The organism is Streptomyces sannanensis, from assembly GCF_039536205.1.
In the GTDB taxonomy this organism is placed as follows: Bacteria; Actinomycetota; Actinomycetes; order Streptomycetales; family Streptomycetaceae; genus Streptomyces; species Streptomyces sannanensis.
In genome coordinates, this window is sequence record NZ_BAAAYL010000001.1 from 1,351,134 (window position 1) to 1,369,658 (window position 18,525).

General features: G+C 70.3%; 15 protein-coding genes and 2 pseudogenes. 6 read left to right on the forward strand and 11 right to left on the reverse strand.

Features of this window, described 5'->3' with window-relative positions; translation table 11 throughout:
- Positions 1-181: 181 nt before the first annotated feature.
- Positions 182-1,273, reverse strand: a pseudogene (locus tag ABD858_RS06195) (methyltransferase domain-containing protein); the annotation flags it as partial.
- Positions 1,274-1,480: 207 nt separating this feature from the next.
- Between ABD858_RS06195 and ABD858_RS37145 the strand changes: the two are divergent.
- Together ABD858_RS37145 and ABD858_RS06200 are read left to right on the forward strand one after the other, a co-directional pair.
- Complete coding sequence (locus ABD858_RS37145) at positions 1,481-1,654, forward strand: DUF8189 domain-containing protein (RefSeq protein WP_486389240.1); 174 nt, start codon at positions 1,481-1,483, stop codon at positions 1,652-1,654.
- Positions 1,621-1,794 carry a DUF8189 domain-containing protein gene (locus tag ABD858_RS06200; RefSeq protein WP_345035104.1) on the forward strand — a complete coding sequence of 58 codons (174 nt, stop codon included), beginning with the start codon at positions 1,621-1,623 and terminating at the stop codon, positions 1,792-1,794. Before ABD858_RS37145 ends, ABD858_RS06200 begins: the two co-directional genes overlap by 34 nt.
- Here ABD858_RS06200 and ABD858_RS06205 read toward each other — a convergent pair.
- Positions 1,772-2,236 carry a GNAT family N-acetyltransferase gene (locus ABD858_RS06205; RefSeq protein ID WP_345035105.1) on the reverse strand — a complete coding sequence of 155 codons (465 nt, stop codon included), beginning with the start codon at positions 2,234-2,236 and terminating at the stop codon, positions 1,772-1,774. The two genes, ABD858_RS06200 and ABD858_RS06205, sit on opposite strands and share 23 nt — an antisense overlap.
- A gap of 135 nt (positions 2,237-2,371) precedes the next feature.
- Here ABD858_RS06205 and ABD858_RS06210 point away from each other — a divergent pair, with 135 nt between their 5' ends.
- Both ABD858_RS06210 and ABD858_RS06215 read left to right on the forward strand, forming a co-directional pair.
- Entirely contained in the window at positions 2,372-2,605 is a 234-nt protein-coding gene (locus tag ABD858_RS06210) for a hypothetical protein (RefSeq protein WP_345044299.1), read from the forward strand.
- Between the two features lie 90 nt (positions 2,606-2,695).
- Positions 2,696-3,235, forward strand: a complete 540-nt coding sequence (locus tag ABD858_RS06215) for a GNAT family N-acetyltransferase (RefSeq protein ID WP_345035107.1) — start codon at positions 2,696-2,698, stop codon at positions 3,233-3,235.
- Between the two features lie 22 nt (positions 3,236-3,257).
- Here the strand turns inward: ABD858_RS06215 and ABD858_RS06220 are convergent.
- Positions 3,258-3,395, reverse strand: a pseudogene (locus ABD858_RS06220) (IS630 family transposase); the annotation flags it as partial.
- Between the two features lie 233 nt (positions 3,396-3,628).
- On the opposite strand from ABD858_RS06220, the gene ABD858_RS06225 reads away from it, so the two are divergent.
- A complete protein-coding gene (locus tag ABD858_RS06225) occupies positions 3,629-4,081 on the forward strand; it encodes a cupin domain-containing protein (RefSeq protein WP_345035108.1) in 453 nt (150 codons plus the stop codon).
- On the opposite strand, the gene ABD858_RS06230 is transcribed toward ABD858_RS06225, so the two are convergent.
- The 5 genes from ABD858_RS06230 to ABD858_RS06250 form a co-directional block, all read right to left on the reverse strand.
- Positions 4,067-4,948, reverse strand: a complete 882-nt coding sequence (locus tag ABD858_RS06230; protein WP_345035109.1) for an esterase/lipase family protein — start codon at positions 4,946-4,948, stop codon at positions 4,067-4,069. The genes ABD858_RS06225 and ABD858_RS06230 overlap by 15 nt on opposite strands.
- Positions 4,949-5,131: 183 nt before the next feature.
- Positions 5,132-6,091 carry a DNA polymerase Y family protein gene (locus tag ABD858_RS06235; RefSeq protein ID WP_345035110.1) on the reverse strand — a complete coding sequence of 320 codons (960 nt, stop codon included), beginning with the start codon at positions 6,089-6,091 and terminating at the stop codon, positions 5,132-5,134.
- Positions 6,088-9,555, reverse strand: coding sequence for a DNA polymerase III subunit alpha (locus ABD858_RS06240; RefSeq protein ID WP_345035111.1), 3,468 nt, complete (start codon positions 9,553-9,555; stop codon positions 6,088-6,090). The genes ABD858_RS06235 and ABD858_RS06240 overlap by 4 nt, the downstream gene beginning before the upstream one ends.
- A 134-nt stretch (positions 9,556-9,689) precedes the next feature.
- The gene (locus tag ABD858_RS06245; RefSeq protein ID WP_345035112.1) at positions 9,690-9,863 is read right to left on the reverse strand and encodes an amidohydrolase family protein; all 174 of its coding nucleotides are present in this window, start codon (positions 9,861-9,863) and stop codon (positions 9,690-9,692) included.
- 87 nt (positions 9,864-9,950) lie between these two features.
- A complete protein-coding gene (locus ABD858_RS06250) occupies positions 9,951-11,111 on the reverse strand; it encodes a slipin family protein (RefSeq protein WP_345035113.1) in 1,161 nt (386 codons plus the stop codon).
- 116 nt (positions 11,112-11,227) lie between these two features.
- Here ABD858_RS06250 and ABD858_RS06255 point away from each other — a divergent pair, with 116 nt between their 5' ends.
- Positions 11,228-12,112: an alpha/beta fold hydrolase gene (locus ABD858_RS06255; protein ID WP_345035114.1), complete on the forward strand. Its 885-nt coding sequence runs from the start codon at positions 11,228-11,230 to the stop codon at positions 12,110-12,112.
- Positions 12,113-12,346: 234 nt separating this feature from the next.
- On the opposite strand, the gene fxsT is transcribed toward ABD858_RS06255, so the two are convergent.
- The 3 genes from fxsT to ABD858_RS06270 all read right to left on the reverse strand — a co-directional run bounded on the left by fxsT (position 12,347) and on the right by ABD858_RS06270 (position 18,425).
- On the reverse strand, positions 12,347-16,285 hold the full coding sequence (fxsT, locus tag ABD858_RS06260) for an FxSxx-COOH system tetratricopeptide repeat protein (RefSeq protein ID WP_345035115.1): 3,939 nt from the start codon (positions 16,283-16,285) through the stop codon (positions 12,347-12,349).
- Entirely contained in the window at positions 16,269-17,603 is a 1,335-nt protein-coding gene (gene fsxC / locus ABD858_RS06265; protein ID WP_345035116.1) for an FxsC protein, read from the reverse strand. The genes fxsT and fsxC overlap by 17 nt, the downstream gene beginning before the upstream one ends.
- 75 nt (positions 17,604-17,678) lie before the next feature.
- Entirely contained in the window at positions 17,679-18,425 is a 747-nt protein-coding gene (locus ABD858_RS06270; protein ID WP_345035118.1) for an AAC(3) family N-acetyltransferase, read from the reverse strand.
- Positions 18,426-18,525: the final 100 nt, after the last annotated feature.

Genomic DNA, 18,525 nt, shown 5'->3' on the forward strand with positions numbered 1-18,525 from the left:
CTTGGAATCGCGCCCGGCTTGCACCGGTTCATGACGATTGACATTTACCGGCAATCCGGGGCGAGTCAGGCGGCCGGAGCAAGATCTTCATCGGTCTTCCAGGTCCTGTCCGGTCGATCGGCCACACCGAGGTGTCGCGAGCCCGGCATGATCGGCCGGACAGGGCCTAACGCCCGGCAGGCCTGCCCGTCGTCGCGGCAAGCACGACGGCGCGGCTCTCGCCCTCCGGGTCATACGCGATCGGGTCGTCGTCCTCATGCCAGTGGACGACGAACCGCTCCCCCGCCCGGTAGGCGTCAAGACCGGCACGGCAGTAGGCGACCATGTCGTCGGGAAGGGCGTCCAGCGGGAACCAGCCCAGCTCCGAGCACTTGTCGGGTTCACGGTTGTACGGCTCGCCGCCCGCACCGTACTCCGCCTCGAAGAACCAGCCCATCCTGGGCTGTGCGCCCGGGCCGCGGTGCTGCATGACCAGCGCGACCCGCAGGTCCTCCGGCGCGAGTTCGACGCCGGTCTCCTCACGCGCCTCGCGGATCACGGCCTGGAGCACGTTCTCGCCGTCCTCGGCATGCCCCGATGGGGAGTTCAGGAGCCCGTCTGCGTAACCGGTGTTGGCGCGCCGGGCCAGCAGCACCTCGCCGCCCCTGCGGATGATGAGGTGCACATCGACCACCTCGGTATGCCGACGGGGCGGGCCCACGTGCGCCACCAGCGCGTAACGCTCATCGGTGACCTCCCGGCCCCACAGAGACGCGTCCGCCGAGAGACGCTCATGGTGCACCGCGTCCGCGACGGACTCGAGGGCCGCCCTCAGCCGGGCAGCCGGTATACCCGCCTCGCCCCAGACCCCCTCGATCAGCACAAGCCGCCCGCCGGGCCGCAACAGCGTCCACCAGTGGCGCAGCGCCGCCTCTGGGTCGGGCAGCGCCCACACCACGTGCCTGACCAGGACCACGTCGAACCGCCGTTCCCCGACCGGCGGCAGGGCCGCGTCCCCGACGAGCACCTCGGCGCCGGAACCGGCGAGCTTCATCCGCGCCCGTTCCGCCATGCGCGCCGACCGGTCGACGGCCGTCACCCGGTGCCCCTGCTCCACGGCGAGCAGCGCCAGGCTGCCCGTGCCGCACCCGAGGTCGAGCACCTCGGACGGCGTGTCCGGCAGCCATTCCTCGATCCTGCCCGCCCAGGCCTCCCGCACGACGGGGTCGAGCAGCCCGTGATCGGGCTCCTCGTCGAAAGTATCGGCGGCCGCGTCCCAGTAATCGGTCGTCATGCACCGATCGTCGCAGCCACCACTGACATTGACAGTGGTAGGCAGGTTCCGGTGGTCGTGACTCGACCACTGACTGGCGCCCTGCTGGGCTGTCCTGGCGTTGTTCTGTCCGGCCGCCACCGGGACCTGTTCTCGTTGCTCCGGCCGGGCGGAACATGAACGGACCTCTCCCCCACCGGTCCTGGAACCGACCAGGACTCGGCCGGAATGGTCCGCATTACTTGGCTTGCCTCTCTTTCAGCGGCTCGGGCCGCGGCCCTCCCGAGCACGTTCGCCGACGATCCGGCGCCGCTCATCGGCCCGGACGGCCGGGTGTACGTGTTCGTCCGAGGCGCCGACAACGCGCTATGGTACACGGTGCAGAACACTGTCGGCGACTGAAGTCCTTCGGCGACTTCGCCTCGCTGGGCGGCGGCATGGCCTCCGGACCGAGCCCGGTCCTCAACCGCGAGGGACGGATCGAGGTCTTCGCCCGGGGTACCGACAACGCGGTCCATGTCATGTACCAGAACTACGCATGACCAGCCGCTTGCGGTAGTGGATGCGATCGTACGGGCCGTCGACGCGTCGCTCGACAGCCTCGTATCCGTACCGCGGGTAGATCTTCCGGTTCTCCCACATCATCGCGTTCGTGTAGAGCCGCACCTCCGGCAGACCCAGCTCCAGCGCGTACGCGTCGACGAAGGCCAGCAGTCCGCGGCCCAGACCCGTGCCCTGCGCGTCGGGGTGCACGGCGATGGACTCCAGGAAGAGGTGGTCGCTCTCCGGGATCATGACCAGAACGCCCTGGACGGGCTCACCGGAGACGAACACCCGCCCCGCGGACACATCCGCCGAGTGATCCGCCTCCATCGGGGCCGGCATGACGCCGATCCGTTCGATGTAGTGGTGGTAGGCCGCGTCGGTCACGGCCTTCACCGCGGGCACATCGGTGGGGACTGCGGGGCGGACGTCGTCGGTCATGCCGACACGGTACGACGGCGCGTGATCGGCTTCTTCACTCGGGGCCAGGCCAGCAGCGCCACGATCACGGCGTAAACCGGCGGTCGGCGCGTACGCGGTCGGGGGAGCGACTGGAGGCCCTTCGGCCAGGACGAGATCTGCTGGGGGCTCGCCTGCGGCATCGGTCCTGACGGCCACTGGCACGGCTGGTTCGCCATCCGCGTGCACGCCAACGCTCTACGACAGCCAGGGCTGCATCCCGACCAGCCCACTGCCAAGGTCACCGGCCCTTCCCCGCCGGGGTGGTGGCATGCCGCCGCAGAACGCAACGCTCACCAGTGCTCTGACCACATAGGTTCGCCGGGTCGGCGGTCGCTTCGTTCAGCGTGAGAGCGAGCCGAGCCGTTCCTTTCTGCGTGGCGGTGTCGCCCTGAGGAAAAGGGATTGCCTCGGGGAGAGAACTTTCGTTGGCTGGGCGGCATGACTGAACTGCACAGCGATCGCCTCGCCCTCCGTCGATGGCGTGACTCCGACCTTGATCCATGGGCGGTGATGAACGCCGATCCCGAGGTTCGGGAGCACTTGGGCGACCTGCTTACCCGTGAACAGAGCGATGCATCTGTGGCGCGGTTCCAGGCCGAGTTCGACCGGCGAAGCTACGGGTGGTGGGCGGTTGAGGTGCAGGCCACGGGCGAGTTCATAGGCTTCGCGGGCTTGGACCAAGTGGACGACGGCATGCCGTTCACTGGAGTGGAGATCGGCTGGAGGCTCGCCCGGTCAGCCTGGGGTCAGGGCTACGCTACCGAGGCCGCCCTGACAGTCCTGGCCTTCGGCTTCGACACTCTTGAGCTTCCCGAGATCCTCGCTGTGACCACGGCTACCAACCTCCGTTCACAGGCGGTGATGCGCCGGATCGGCATGACCCGGGACCCGGCCGACGACTTCGACGACCTCACCGCGCCCGAAGGACCACTGCGTCCGAACGTGCTTTACCGAATCGCTCGTAGCGCGATGATCTGACGTTCTCGGCTGGGTCGAGTGATCAGGCTGCGGTGGCGAGGGGGCGTCCGCCCCAGCGGATGCCCTTCTCGCTGCGGATGTGGGCACGTTCGCGGCGTTGGGCGGCCAGCACGTCGGGGTGGCGGGCGTCGGTGTTGCGCCAGCGCAGGTAATGGTGCAGCTCGATTCTCGCGGAGGAGGGACGGCAGTCAAGGGTGAAGCGAAGCGAAATCGCCGCAAACGACGCAACCGAAGGGGGCGCCCTCTACTGACGGCCCGGACCCGCCGCACTCACGCCAGGGCGGCCCCCACGCCCATCACACGGGCCCGGCCCACCACACCCACGCCCCCAGCACCGAACCGAGATTCACTTCACGATGCTCGCGCCAGCCCGTGTTGCTACCGTCCCCGCACATGGAAGACACGGCAGACACCGCAGACACGACAGTGATGGCCGACAAGCAGGACAGCGTGTACGTCGGCACCGCCGGCCATGACGCGGCGTTGGATCGAGGCTGGCTGCTCGGGCACTTCAAGGACGTCTCCGACCCCCGGCACAGCGACGCCGTTGAGATCAAATGGGGCGTGCACCCACGGGGTGACGAGCGGGTGGAGTGGGTGACCGGTGAGGAACGCACCGCGCTGCTGGTCCTCATCAGCGGCCGCTTCCGCGTGGAGCTGCCCGGACGGAGTGTTCTGTTGTCCCGACAGGGTGACTACGTGGTCTGGGGGCGTGGCGTCGACCATTCCTGGTTCGCGGAGGAGGAGTCCGTCGTACTGACCGTCCGCTGGCCTTCCGTGCCGGGATACGCGTCCGCGCCCTTCGGGGAGAAGGGCGCGGACGCCGCTGGGCTACTCCAGGGCTGACAGGCAGTCCGTCGGCGTGGCATGCGCCGGGTCGAGGGCGTTCGCCACCTCGTGGTACGCGATCCGGTCGAGGAGCCCGATCGCCACATGACCGGAGAGGTCGACCGGGCACAGGTCCTGGAGCAGTACGTTCCGTACGCCCGACCCGTCCAGGAACTGGGAGCGGTACGGGGTGACCACCTCGTCGTACCTGGTGGCGATGACGGTGTACTTCACCCCCGGCACGGTGTCGCCGCCCTGGTTGAGCTTGGTGAGGAAGGGCGAGCCGACGACCTGGTCGGTGAGGGCCGGGGTGTGTTCGTCGAGCAGGTCCTCGGCGCCCGGGAAGTACGGCAGCAGCGCCGTCATGCCGAGCAGGGTGGTGCCGTGGTTGCTGGGGGCGAGGCCGACCAGTGCGTTGACCTTGGCGGCTCCGCCCAGGAACCTGAGGTAGTAGCGGGGCATCATGCCGCCCTGGGAGTGGCCGACGAGGTCGGCCTTGCCGGCGCCGGTCGCGGCGAGGACCTTGTCGACGAAGGCGGCGAGCTGCTCCGCCGACTTGTCGATGGGGCCGAGGCCGTGGAAGAGGGCGACGCCCGGCAGTTGTCCGTAGTCCAGCGAGAAGACGCAGTAGCCGCGCTTCACCAGGTAGGGGGCGAGGGCGAGCCAGTTGTCCACCGAGTTGCCGAGGGTGCCGTGGACCAGGACGACGGGGCGGGGGTGGGCGGCGGAGGGTTTGCAGGAGTAGTCGTTCCAGCCGCTCGACACCGTGCCGCTCGACACGGCAGTGACGGTGGCGGCGCTCGCGGCAGCCGGAGTGGCGGTGACCGCGCAGGCGGCGACAAGGGCCGCGACCAGGGGGCTGATCAGGCGTTTCCAGGGCAGCACTGGGTGAACTCCTTGCGGCTCGTGGAAGTTGCGAATGACCGTGCGCCCTGCGATCCGGACCACAAGAATGCTGCGCTCTCGAGAGTGTCGAGAGCGCCGAGAGGGTTGCGCACACCCGGGTGTCGCGTTCACGCCAAATTACCGACTGGTAGAGAGTCTGTGAAGTTACGCGCCGGCAAAGAATTACGCGGCGAGCGTGCCCGGCTTCACCGCCCCGGGGCCGAACTTCGCCCGGGCCCGGTCCGCGACCGCCTCGATGGTGCGCGCCCGTTCGTCCGCCTCGTCGAACGTCAACTGGTGGGCAGCCCGTTCGGCCGGGATCAGATCCTCGGCACGCAGCGCGAGAGCCCGCACCCTGGCCCGCTGGAGGCCGAGCGACTCATGGATCCGGTACGCGGCTTCGATGAGGGCCGCCGAGTGGGCGGTCGGCTCGCGCAGGGTACGGGTCCGGGTGGTCGTGGTGCGGTCCGCGTACCGCACGGTCAGGGTCAGCGAGCGGCACACCTGGTCCTCGCCGCGCAGCCTGACGCCGAGTTCCTCGGCGAGCGAGAGCAGTGCCCGGCGCTGCCGGTCCCGGTCCAGTTCGTCGCGGTCGAAGCGCCGTTCCGCGGCGAGTGAACGGGAGACGGCGTCCGGCGTGACCGGCGTGCGGTCGATTCCCTGAGCCCGCTCGTGCAGTTCACGCCCGGCACGTGCGCCGAGGATGCGCTGCAAAGCAGCAAGCGGAGCGGCGGCGGCCTTGCCGATGGTGTCGAGTCCGTACGAACACAGGGTGCGGGCCGTCGAGGGGCCGACCCCGTCCAGAGCGATGACCGGCCGGCCGGCCAGGAACTCCGCCGCGTCCCCCACGACCAGGGTCGTGCCGGGAGCGGCCGCCCGAGCGGCCATCCTCGCCAGCATCGGGTTGGCCGCCACGCCGATCGAGCAGCCGATGCCGAAGTGTGCGAGTGCGCGCACCCGCAGCACGGAGCCGAGTCCCGCCGCGTCGAGGCCGAAGTACCGTACGGCGCCGCGCACATCGACGAGCAGGGCGTCGGGCGGCAGGGCCTGGACGACGGGGCTGATGTTCTCGGCCAGCGCGACGAGTTCGGGCAGGGCCGCCTCGTGCGTCTCGCCGAGCTGGAAGCGCAGACAGAGGATCATCCCGCGCTCCCCGGACTCGAGTGCCACAGCTTACGGCCGGTCGCCTGACCCTCACCTTGGGGCCGGAGATCCGCCCAGGGGTGCATCTCGTAGCCGGTGGGCAGGGTGATGCGCCGGCCGTCGCCGGATTCGGCACCGAGACCAGCACCGGCACCGGCGGTCGGCGTCTCCGCCAGCCGGGCCGCGACCGCGTCGAGACCGCCCCGGCGCCGTACCTCCAGCAGCTCCGCCAGGTTCCACGCCGCCGAGCCCACCACACTGAGGCTGCGCGGCCCGCGGCGCTGTACCACGCCCCGCACCAGCAGCAGCCAGGAGTGGAAGACGGTCGCGGCACACGCCGCATGACTGTCCTCGAAGAAGGCGAGATCGACCAGGCCCGTGCCGTCGTCGAGGGTGGTGAAGACGACCCGGCGGCCGGAGCGGATCGGCGGGGTCTGGGTGGCCGCCTTGGCGCCCGCGACAAGGACGGTCTGTCCGTGTTCGGCAGACCGCAGCCGCCGGGCGGAGGTGACTCCCAGCTCCTTCAGGAAGGTGTAGTGGTCTTCCATCAGGTGATGCGAGGCGTCCATGCCGAGGACGCCGAGTTCGGCGCTGAGGCGTTCCGCGTCGTTGAGGTCGGGCAGGCCGATACGTTCGGTCTTCTCGCCTCCTTCGAGCGGGAGCTGGCCGCCGTGTGCACCGGATGCCCGTTGTCCGCGGTGGAGTTCGGAGAGGTGCAGGAGCAGATCGCGGCGGTTCGCGCCGAAGGCGTCCAGGGCGCCGACCCGTGCGAGCCGTTCGGCGACCGGCATGCTGGGGCGGGCCCGCTGCCAGAAGTCCAGCAGTGAGGTGTAGGGCTGCCCGGCCTCGATCCGGGCGGACTCGGCCTCGCTGATGCCGTGGACGTCGGCGAGTGCGAGCCGCACGCCCCATTCGCCGCCTTTCTTCATATTCACACTCTTTTCGCCAGACACCAGTTCGATTCGATAGGCGACCGAGGACCGGTTCACATCCAGCGGCAGCACCGGCACCCCGCGCCGCCGCGCGTCCGCCAGCAGCAGCCGCTTCGGGTACATGCCCGGGTCGTGCGTGAGCAGCCCAGCGTAGAAAGCAGCGGGGTGATGCGCCTTCAGCCAGGCCGACTGATAGGTCGGTACGGCGAAGGCGACGGCGTGTGCCTTGCAGAATCCGTACGAACCGAAGGCCTCGACGATCTCCCAGGTACGGGCGACGGCCTCGGCCGGATAGCCGCGCAGCGCCGCCTGCTCGGCGAACCAGGTCTTGATCTGCTCCTGCGACTCGGGGTCGGAGAGTCCGCGCCGCACCCGGTCGGCCTCGTCGCGCCCGCAGCCGGTCATGATGTTCACGATCTCGATGATCTGCTCGTGGAAGACCACCACCCCATAGGTCTCGCGCAGCGGCTCCGCCAGATCGGGGTGCGGGAAGCGCACCGGCGCCCGCCCGTGCCGGGCCTCGATGAACGGCCGCACCATGTCCGCGGCGACCGGTCCCGGCCGGAAGAGCGAGATGTCGACGACCAGATCGTGGAAGTCCGCGGGCTGCAGCCGGCCGACCAGATCGCGCTGGCCCGGCGACTCGATCTGGAAGCAGCCGAGCGTCTCCGCGGAACGGATGAGCCGGTATGTCGCCGGGTCGCCCGGCGGCACCTGCGCCGGGTCGTCCAGATCCAGCCGCCGACCGGTCGCCCGCCGGATCTCGGCCGCCGCATGCGCCATGGCGGACTGCATCCGCACGCCCAGCACGTCGAGTTTGAGCAGCCCGAGGTCCTCCACGTCGTCCTTGTCGAACTGCGACATGGGAAAGCCCTCGCCTGCGGTCGGCACCACGGGGGTACGGGTGAGCAGCGAGGAGTCCGAGAGCAGCACCCCGCACGGGTGCATGGCGACCCCGCGCGGCAACGCGTCCAGGGCTTCGACGAGCTCCCACATCCTGCCGTACCGTGCGCCGTCCACCCCGCGCAGCTCGGGCAGCTCGGCCAGCGCCGCGCGGGCGTCGCGGGCCCGGATGTGCGGGAAGGCCTTGGCCAGCCGGTCGGTCTCGGCCGGGTCCATGGAGAGGGCGGCGCCCACGTCCCGGATCGCATGGCGCACCCGGTAGGTCTCCGGCATGGACACGGTCGCGACGCGCTCGGCGCCGAAGCGGCCGATGATCGCGCGGTAGACCTCCAGCCGGCGGGCGGACTCGACGTCGATGTCGATGTCGGGCAGCACGGGCCGCCGTTTGGACAGGAAACGTTCCATGAGCAGGTGCTGCTCGACGGGGTCGGCGTGCGCGATGCCGAGCAGATGGTTGACCAGGGAGCCGGCGCCGGAGCCGCGCGCGGCAACCCGGATGCCCATCTTCCGTACGTCGTCGACGACCTGTGCCACGGTGAGGAAGTACGACGCGAAGCCGTGATGGGCGATGATGTCCAGCTCGTGGTGCATTCGCTCCCAGTACTCCCGCGCCCGCGGAATGCGGTCGTAGCCGCGCAGCACCATGCCCGCGGCGGCCCGGGAGGCCAGCACCCGCTGTGCGGTGCGCCGGTCCGCGCCGACCAGGTGTGCCTCGGGGAAGTGGACGGATCCGATCCCGAGGTCGTCCCCGGGGTCGACCAGGCAGGCGGCGGCCGTCTCCGCGGTGTCGGTCAGCAGCCGGTGCGCGGCGTCGCGTCGCCATCCGGCGGCCTCGGCGATGCGCTCGGCAGTACGGGACATCTCGTCGGCGCTCTTGAGCCAGCGCTCACCGCTGTCGAAGGGCTCACTCACCGGGATCAGGCGCCGCGCCGCGTCCAGGACATCGGCGACCGGGCCCTGGCCGGGGTCGGCGTAGCGGACGGCATTGGTCAGTACGGCCTGTACGCCCTGGTCGGCGGCGAAGCCGACGGTACGGGCGGCCAGCCGCAGCGAGCCCGGCCCGGTGCCGGTACGGCCGTGGTGGACGGCCTCCAGACGCAGTGCGTCGCCGTATACGTCCCGCCAGGGCGCGAGCAGCTTCGCGGCCCGGTCGGGGCGGCCCGCGGCGAGTGCCGCACCCACGTCGGAGGCCGGGCCGAGCAGCACGACGATCCCTTCGGCGGGCAGGTCGGCCGGGGCGAGCAGGGGCGTGCCCCCGGCCGTGTGGGCGGCGCTGACCAGGCGGCACAGCTCGGCCCAGCCGGCCGCGCCGTCCCGGGCGAGGAAGGTGACACGAGGTGCCGATTCATCGACAAATGCACCGCCACGCACGGGGGTGCGCCGGAATCCTGTACGACCGGGCTCCGCCGCCTCTTCCCGTACCGCGAGCTCGGCCCCGAACAGCGGCCGCACCCCCGCCTTGGCACACGCCTTGGCGAAGCGGACCGCACCCGCGAGGGTGTCCCGGTCGGTGAGGGCGAGGGCGTCCATGCCGCGTTCGGCGGCACGCTCGGCCAGCCGTTCCGGGTGCGAGGCGCCGTAGCGCAGGGAGAAGCCCGAAGCGGTGTGCAGATGCGTGAAACCGGGCACCCGCACCTCCTGTCAGTCCGTTCTCATCCTGTCGGTTCCGTTCTCACCTCCCCCGTCTCCACCATAGACCAGTTCGAACATTAGTACGACACAAACGTACGACGCATGGGTGCCGCCCGTTCGGCTTGGGCCGGTCAGGCTCTGTGCACCACCTCTCCCCCGACCGCCACGAGCTCGGCGACCGTGCCAGGGATGTCCTCCGGAGCGCAGCGCAGGATGTCCCGGGACAGCGCGACGAAGTCCGCGGCCTTGCCGACGGTCAGCGAGCCCCGTTCGTGCTCCAGGAAGTCGGCGTGGGCGGAGCCCATGTGCAGCCGTGGACCGCCGTCTCCACATCGACGGTCCCGCCCAGGAGTTGGACCGGGGCCGGCAGCAGGCCCCGGGGACGCCGGGCACTAGTCCTTCAGCACCGGCGGGTCGTCGGAGGGCGGGTCCGGCAGGGACACCACCTCGGGCACCACGGGCATCTCGGGAAGCGGGGGCGTCTCGGGCACAGCGGCCGTCTCGGGCACAGCGGCCACCTCGGGCACAGCGGCCACCTCGGGCACAGCGGATGCCTCGGGCACAGCGGCCACCCCGGGCACAGCAGCTACCTCGGGCACAGCGGCCACCTCGGGCACAGCGGCCACCTCGGGCACAGCGGATGCCTCGGGCACAGCGGCCACCCCGGGCACAGCAGCTACCTCGGGCACAGCAGCTACCTCGGGCACAGCGGATGTCTCGGGCACAGCGGCCACCTCGGGCGCCGACTCCACAGCGGCCTTCTCCGCGCGGCCGTCCGGTACCGCACCCTCGGGCTGCTGCCCGCGCTCGAGGAAGCGCAGCAGCTCCACCGGAATGGGCAGCACCAGGGTGGAGTTCTTCTCCGCAGCCACCGCCATCACCGTCTGCAGCAGCCGCAGTTGGAGCGCCGAGGGCGTGTCCGCCATCTGGCGCGCCGCCAGCGCCAGCTTCTTCGACGCCTGGAACTCCGCGTCCGCGTTGATGAGGCGCGCCCGCCGCTCCCGGTCGGCCTCGGCCTGCCGGGCCATGGACCGCTTCATCGTCTCGGGCAGCGACACGTCCTTGATCTCCACGCGGTCGACGCTCACTCCCCACCCGAGAGCCGGGCTGTCGATCATCAGCTCCAGGCCCTGGTTGAGCTTCTCCCGGTTGGACAGCAGATCGTCCAGCTCGCTCTTGCCGATGATCGAGCGCAGTGACGTCTGGGCCATCTGGGAGACGGCGAACCGGTAGTCCTCGACCTTGACGACCGCCTCGGCCGCGTCCACCACCTTGAAGTACACGACGGCGTCCACCCGGACCGTGACGTTGTCCCGGGTGATGCCCTCCTGGGCCGGCACGGGCATCGTCACGATCTGCATATTGACCTTGCGCAGACGGTCAACGATGGGAACGATCATGGTGAATCCCGGCGCGCGCACCTGGTCCCTGAGCCTGCCGAGGCGGAAGACGACCCCCCGCTCGTACTGCTTGACCACACGGGCCGCCGCCAGCAGGTAGACGGCACCGGCGGCTCCGGCCGCCACACCCGCTGCCACCAGTTCCTCGATCATCACGGCCCCCTGGGGTCCGAAGCCGAAGCGTACTTCGACGGTAACTCCGCCTTCCCCCCAAGGGGAGCCCTGGTCACACTCGTGGGTAGGAGACGTCGAGCGCGAAGGAGGACGGGGTGCGCGGTCAGGTGCGCGCCGCTGACGGGCGGCATCTGGTGGTGGAACGGATCGGCGACCCACGAGGGAGGCCCGTTTTCCTGCTGCACGGTACGCCAGGCAGCCGGCTCGGCCCGGCCCCGCGTGGCATGGTGCTCTATCAGCGCAGCACCCAGCTGATCTGTTTCGACCGCCCCGGTTACGGCAGCTCCGATCGGCTGCCGGGCCGCAGCGTCGCGGATGTGGCCGAGGACGTACGGGCCATCGCCGACGAGCTCGGTCTCGAGCGGTTCGCCGTGGTGGGCCGCTCGGGCGGCGCCCCGCACGCACTGGCGTGCGCGGCGCTGCTGCCCGAGCGGGTGACCCGTACTGCCGCGCTGGTGGGCCTTGCGCCCCGGGACGCCGTCGGGCTCGACTGGTTCGCCGGTATGACCGACTCGAACGTCACGGAGTACACCACGGCGGCCGCCGATCCGGCCGAGCTGGCGGCCCGGCTGATCCCGCGCTCGGCGGCGATCCGCCAGAATCCCGTGCGGCTCCTCGACGAGCTGCGCCGGGAGCTGACCCAGTCCGACCGGATGGTCGTCGCGGACGCCGGAGTACGCTCCATGCTGCTGCGCAACTACCGTGAGGCACTGCGCACTTCGGCGTGGGGATGGATCGACGACGCGCTGGCGTTCTGCAGCCCCTGGGGCTTCGACCCGGCGGACATCCCCGGGCCGGTGCTGCTCTGGCACGGCGAGAAGGACGTGTTCTCGCCGGTCGGGCACTCCCGCTGGCTGGCGCAGCGCATCCCGGGCGCGACGGCCGTACTGGAACCGGCCGCCGCGCACTTCGACGCGCTGCACGCGCTCCCCCGGGTCCTCACCTGGCTGCTGGAGGAGCAGGCTGCCCCTGGTGAGTGAGCCGAAGAGGCGCGCCGCCACGCGCCGGAGGCGCATATCGACGCTGTGACAGGGAGTGGGGGCACCCCGGGGGCACCCCTGGGAGTAGCTGGGGGAGGTAGCCGGGGGAGCGCGGAGGTCCCGAGGGCGGCAGTCGATATGCGGCTGCCGCCGCGTGAGGAACCGTCGACAGGGGCTGGAGCGTCCCGTGGGGGTCCCCCCGGACGAAGTCCGGGGGGAGAACCGAGCCACAATTCACACAGCCAGCGGCTCCAGATCGCGGTGCACCCTCCGCTCGTCCCTGGCGATCCGGGTGAAGGCGTGGTCGTCGCCGAGCAGCCGGGACAGCTCGTCGACGACCTCCGTCCGCAGGTGCTGGGCCTCGTCCTTGCGGCCCAGTGCCGCAAGGGTGACCGACATGTTGGACGCGCAGGCGAGGGTCTCCGGATGGTGTGCCCCGAGGACCTCGCGGAGTTTGGCCACCGCGGCCCGCTCGATCTCCAGTGCACGGTCCAGGTCGCCCAGGTCGGCCTTGACGTTGGCGAGGTTGACAGTGCAGAAGAGGGCGTGCGGGTGGGAGTCGCCCAGGATCTCCCGCATGACCCGGGCCACCCCCTCGAGGGTCGTCTCCGCCGCTTCCAGCGATCCGCTGCCCCACTGGTAGACACCCAGGTTGCTGCGGGCGGCGAGGGTGTAGGGGTGCCGCTCCCCCGGCACCTTCATGTACTGGTCGACGACCTCCTGCGCGGCCTCCCTGGCGCCCGGCGCGTCGCCGGCCGCGAACAGGTCGGCGGCCATGTTGAGATCGCACGCGAGTGTGTCGGGGTTGGCCGAGGTGTACTTGGCGCGATAGCGGTTGCGGGTGGCCAGGGTGAGCCGCTTGGCGTCCTCCAGGTTGCCCGCCCTGCGCAGGGACACGGCGAGGCTCTTGGCCGCGGCGAGCGTGCCGGGGAAAGACCGGCCGAGCTGCTCCTTGTAGATGTCGTACGTACGGCTGAGCAGCGTCACGGAGTCCTCGTAGCGCCCGACCTCCCGCAGGTCACGGGCGAGGCTCTGGGCGGAGGAGAGCGTGTACGGATGCTCGGGTCCGAGCACCTCGGTGCGCCGGTCGTAGACGTCCTGGTCGATCTCGCGGGCCCGGGCGTACTGCCCGACCATGCGCAGGTTGAGGGCCAGGTTGTTGGCGGCGGCGAGGGTGCGCGGGTGGGACTCGTCGAAGATCTGCCGGAATCCTTCATGGGCCTCCGTGGCCAGTTCCATCGCCCTGCTGTACCGGCCGAGCGCGCCGAGGTCCATGGCGAGGGCGCTGGTGGTCATGTACGTGTGCGGGTGCGAGGCCCCGAGCACCGCCCGCTGGCGTTCCAGAGTCTCCTCGTCCAGCTCTCTGGCCTCCACGTAACGGCCGCGCGAGCGCAGGATGTTGGAGAGATGGAACCGTAGGTAGAGGAACTGCAGGTCGTCCTCGCCCAGCTGCTCCCGCCACACGTCGTACAGCTCGTTGCCGAGGGTGAAGGCCGCGTTGAAGTCACCGCGCTTCCACAGATAGCGCACCCTGTCGATCATCAGCCGACGGGTTTCCGGCTCGGAGCAGAGCCTGGCCTCGGAGGAGTTGAGATGCGGCCAGATGGTGGCGAACCGCGGCCAGGTCTCGGGGTTGTCTATCGGCTCGTCGGCGTCGGGCCTGGCGCCTGCGAGGATCCGGTGGACGGCGTGCCTGGCGTCCTTCTGCTCCTGCTCGGTCAGCTGCGCCCGGATGACCGCCTGGACCAGCCGGTGCACCTGGATGCTGTTGCCGACCTGGTCGACCTTGGCCAGGGCGAACCGGCCGATCTCCCGGATGACCCGGCCCAGCACCAGCTTCTCCTGGAGCGTGGCGTCGTAGGGCTTGAGCGCGTCGATCATCTCCTTGCTGTAGAGGAGATTGGCGGAGATCGGCTCGGGTGCGAAGAAGGCGCAGAGCTGCAGCAGCCGCACGGCGGCGGGCGAGCGCTGCTTGAGCCGTTCGATGGAGACGTTCCAGGTCGCGGCGACGGGTTCCGGGTAGCCGGCGGGCTGGTTGAGCGAGAGCACGCCGGTCGCCTGCCGGCTCAGCTGTTCCAGGTACGCCGTCACGGGTGTGGCGGTCTCCGCGATCCAGGCCGCGGCCTGTTCCACGGCGAGCGGCAGGTCACCGACGGCGGTGGCCACCTGGTCGGCGTCCTCCTTGGTGAGTCCGGCGGCGCGCCGCTGGAGGTGCTCGATGGACTCCTCGCGCAGGAAGACGTCGACGGGCAGGGCGTCGCCGAACTGCGACCAGGTCTGGTTCCTGGAGGTGACCAGGATGTGCCCGCCGGAACCGCCCTGCGGGAAGAACCTCTTCAGCTGTTCGGGGTCGTCGGCGTTGTCGAAGACCAGCAGCCAGCGGCTGGTCGGTACGCCGCGCCGCAGCATGTCAATGGCTTCCTGCGAGGCGGCGGCCATGTCCTCGCCGCCCTGCGCGCCGAGACGTGCGGCAAGTTCGGCGAGGCCGGCCACCACGTCGTCGGTCTGCTCGGAGGAGATCCACCACACCAGGTCGTAGTCGGCCATGAAGCGGTGCACGTACTCCAGCGCCACCTGGGTCTTGCCGACGCCGCCGAGTCCGTACAGGGTCTGCGGCTGCGGCAGGACGACCGCCATGCCGCCGCCGAGCTGGTCACGCATCCGCTCCAGCACCACGGAGCGCCCGGTGAAGCCGGGGTTGCGGGGCGGCGCGTTCCAGATCCTCGGTACGGTCCCGGGGAAGCGCGGCCCCGGTGTGACCGCCTCGGTCACCTGCGCCGGCCGGTCGAGGGCGCGCAGCAGGGCAGCGGTGGCGTGGACCTCGTCGAGCCGGAACAGGTCGACCGGGTTGCGGTCGATGTACGGCGTGGTGAGCCGTACGTCGCCGACGCGCAGCGGCAGCAGCTGCCGGCGGGCGCCGGTGGGGTCCTCGGCAGCGGCCCGCGCCCAGACCTCCATGGCGCGGGCCGACTTGAGGTAGGCGCTGGACAGCAGCACCACGGTACGGGCGGCGTTCTCGGCGACCGCCACGTCGGTGTCGGAGAGGGACGACTGGGCGGAGACGTCGCGCGGCACCACCCGGAAGCCGGCCCGGGTGAGCACCGATTCGATCCAGTCGGCCCACATCCGGTTCTCGGCCACATAGCTGAGGAAGAGGTCGGCGGGCAGCGCGGGGCGGCGGCGGGTGAAGGCGTCCCTGATCCGCAGCCTGGCTTCCTCGTTGACCGGAGGCATGGAGGTGATCTGCCCCTCGGTCACGACGGAGGTGAGCCGTTCGAAGGCGGAGAGCAGGGAGTTGGTGAGGCCCGCCTCGTCGCCGAAGGTGGCCAGGGTCTCCTCGTAGGCGTAGTACGGCCGGTAAGGGATCTCCACCGCGCCCCAGTAGGCGGTGAGTTCGTCCCCGTTGAGGCCGCTGGGGAAGCGGTCGAACTTCAGCCTGGCCAGTGCCCGTCCGGCGTCCGCCTTCTCCTTCTCGCCCTCGTCGATGCGCATGGGGACGGGCAGGATCCGGATGCCCCGGCCGTTGTAGCGTTCGTCGATCTGCCGGGCGACGGCGGCGGCGCCGTCGATGGACTGGTCGCTGAGGGTGAAGCAGTCCACCAGGACGTCGGGCAGGTGGACGGTGCAGATGTCGGCGATGTCGCTCAGACCGGTGCGGCTGTCGATGAGGACGTAGTCGTAGTTCTCCTTCATGTCCTCGCGCAGGGCGTCGAAGAACATGCCGCCGCCGAGGCGGTCGTAGAAGTTGTCCCAGTCGAAGGTGGAGACAGTGGCGGAGTATTCGCGGTTCTGCCGGCCCGCGGAGACGAAGTCCAGGGTGCCGCCGTCGGGGAACTCCCAGCCAAGGATCTCGGGCGTGAGCGAGACGGCGTGCGGCTGGATCCTGGCGTAGTCGCGGTGCCAGTCGTCGGGGCGCTGTGCCGGGTTGGTGGCGGCCCAGGCGTACTCGGTGATCAGGTCGATCACTCCGGTGGTGGCGCCGAGCGTGGACGGGTCGAGAAAGGGGTGGAAGAACCGGTGCAGGCCGGGGGCCTCCAGGTCCCAGTCCACCGCCAGGACCCGCTTGCCGTTGGCGGCGAGTATCCAAGCGGTGTTGGCGAGGGCCATCGTGCGGCCCGTGCCGCCCTTGTAGGAGTAGAACGTGACGATGCGTCCGTCACGACTGGCTGTCATCCGTGTCCTCCGCATCGGGCGCAAAGTCGAGCGTGTCGGGGATGAAATGCGTGGTGGCGTAGTCGGTGCCCATGGGTCCGACGAGCCGCGGCCGCTCGGTGTGTCCGCCTCCTGAGGGCGGGTAGACCGCGGCGTGTCTCAGGTACTGCTGGGCCGCGGCCTCCACCACCTGCGGCAGGATCCGGCCGAAGGCCTCCATGCTCGGCACGCCCTTGGCGGCGGCCCGGCAGGCGGCGCGGCCCTGACGCATCTTGGACGGCATGGTGTCCTCGAGCCGGGCGGTCAGTTCCGGTTCCCTGGCACGGCTCTCGTGGTCGTCGCGGTTCCACGGGACGACGACGCTCACCCAGGGCCGGTTTTCGGCGTCGAAGGCCTGGAGCCGGGCGCGGCGGTCGTCGTCGGCCAGGGCCCAGCGGTCGATCAGCAGGACCTCCGGGCGCGAGGGGGGCTGCTTGCCGTCGAAATGCAGCACCTCCTCGTCGAAGGAGGACACAGTGGCCTGGTAGTTGAGGGAGCGCACCAGGTCCTCGGTCACATAGGCGAGCGGCCGCTGGGAGACCGGGTGGTAGGGGTTCCAGTCCAGCGGGCTGTCCCCGTAGTAGGCGGGGTCGCGCCCTTCGGGGAGGTCGTGCCGGGTGGGGGCGGCGACGGTCACCTGCATGGGACGGGGGTTGGCGCTGGGGGCGCCGAAGGCGCTGGGGGCGAGGCGGTAGTCGACCGGGCGGCCGGGCCGGATACCGGTTGAGTCGGCCACGCTCACGATGCGTTTGGCGAGTTCATAGACGGCACGTTCGTACTCCTCGGCGAATATCCGGAGTTTGATCAGCCCGTAGAGCCCATCGGTCACATAGCGGTCCCCGAATGCCCGGTGGTTGAACTGCAACCGTTCGGCGGGACCGGGTAGTTGTTCGGGCGGTACGGGTACCCAGAGGGCCGGCACGATCGCTTCCGCCGGGCGGTTGCTGCGTGCCTGGTGCTGGATGGCCCGCTGGGCGAAGGCGTACCACTCCTTGCCGCACATTTCGCTGGCGAAGTAACGCGGGGAGAAGAGCGGGACGAAGACCCGGCAGGTGGCGAGCACCTCGCCGAGCCGTTCCGACCAGCCCTCTCCCGAACGTATCTCCCGGTCCATGAAGCCGGCGGGTGCTCCGGCCGGAAGATCGGTCATGGCCATCACATGACCGCACAGATCACGGAACAGCCGCTCGACCCACATATCGGGATCCGGACCACCGGCGCCGTACCTCGGTGTATGCGCATAGCTCAGAAAGAAGTACGGCCGGTGGTCCGCCGCTCGCGGCCTTGCTGATGCGTGCACACGACCCCCGTCCTGCTGTATTGAAGAACATCATTCCGGAGCAGCTAGTGCCCCATCCCCTCAATGTTCGGTCAATCAACGCCTTTTTTCAGTCATCCAGACAACGGCATGGTCCACCGCATCCTTGATCGAAAACAACTTCGCCCTGGTCCCTCCCAGTTGTCCCTCCGTCAGCAGCACGGGAGAGAAGTCGGCGCCGATCGCCTCGAAATCGCCGTCGTCCAGCTCGGCATCCATGTAGGCATACCAGAACGGCTTTCCGTTCTCCCGGACCACGCAACGATACTGACGCCTCCCGGTGGAAGGAATCCGGTATTCCGCGAGATGGAACGCGGTGCACACCGCGAATCCGGTATTGATCATCAGCACCTGCGCCCCGGACCGGAACAGCGCGCCGAGCGGCGATTCCTCACCCAGATGACAGTCCCTCGGATGTCCCGCGGTCAGCTCCGCGGCCCGTCCGCCAAGGGCCGCGAAGGAGGTCTGCGGATGGGCGCTGCGCGCCGCGCCCGGGGTCCTCCGGACGCACTCGGCCAGTCGGCCCATCCCCGGACACGGGGTGACACCGGGATCGAAGGCCGGCATCGCCGCCCGGAAGGCGGCGGCCTGTTCCTCGGTCATCCCCCGGACGCGCTCCAGATAGGCCGGGGAGGTGTCGGAGTTCTCCGGGGTGAAGGCCGGCACGACCAGCGTGCCGGCCGGCCCCAGTGCTTCGAGCAGCGCGTCCCGCAGCGCCGTGTCCCGCAGCCCGGTCCCGCGCAACGAGGCGTGTACGAGCAGAGTGCCCCCCGCCCGTACCCCGAGGCGCCGCAACTGCGCCACGACACCGTCCGGCCGCGCACCACCGTCCCGGACCCCAGGACCGGCACTCCGGCCCCCCCGAGGTGGAACGTCAGTCCGCACAAAACCGTCCAGCCGCGCA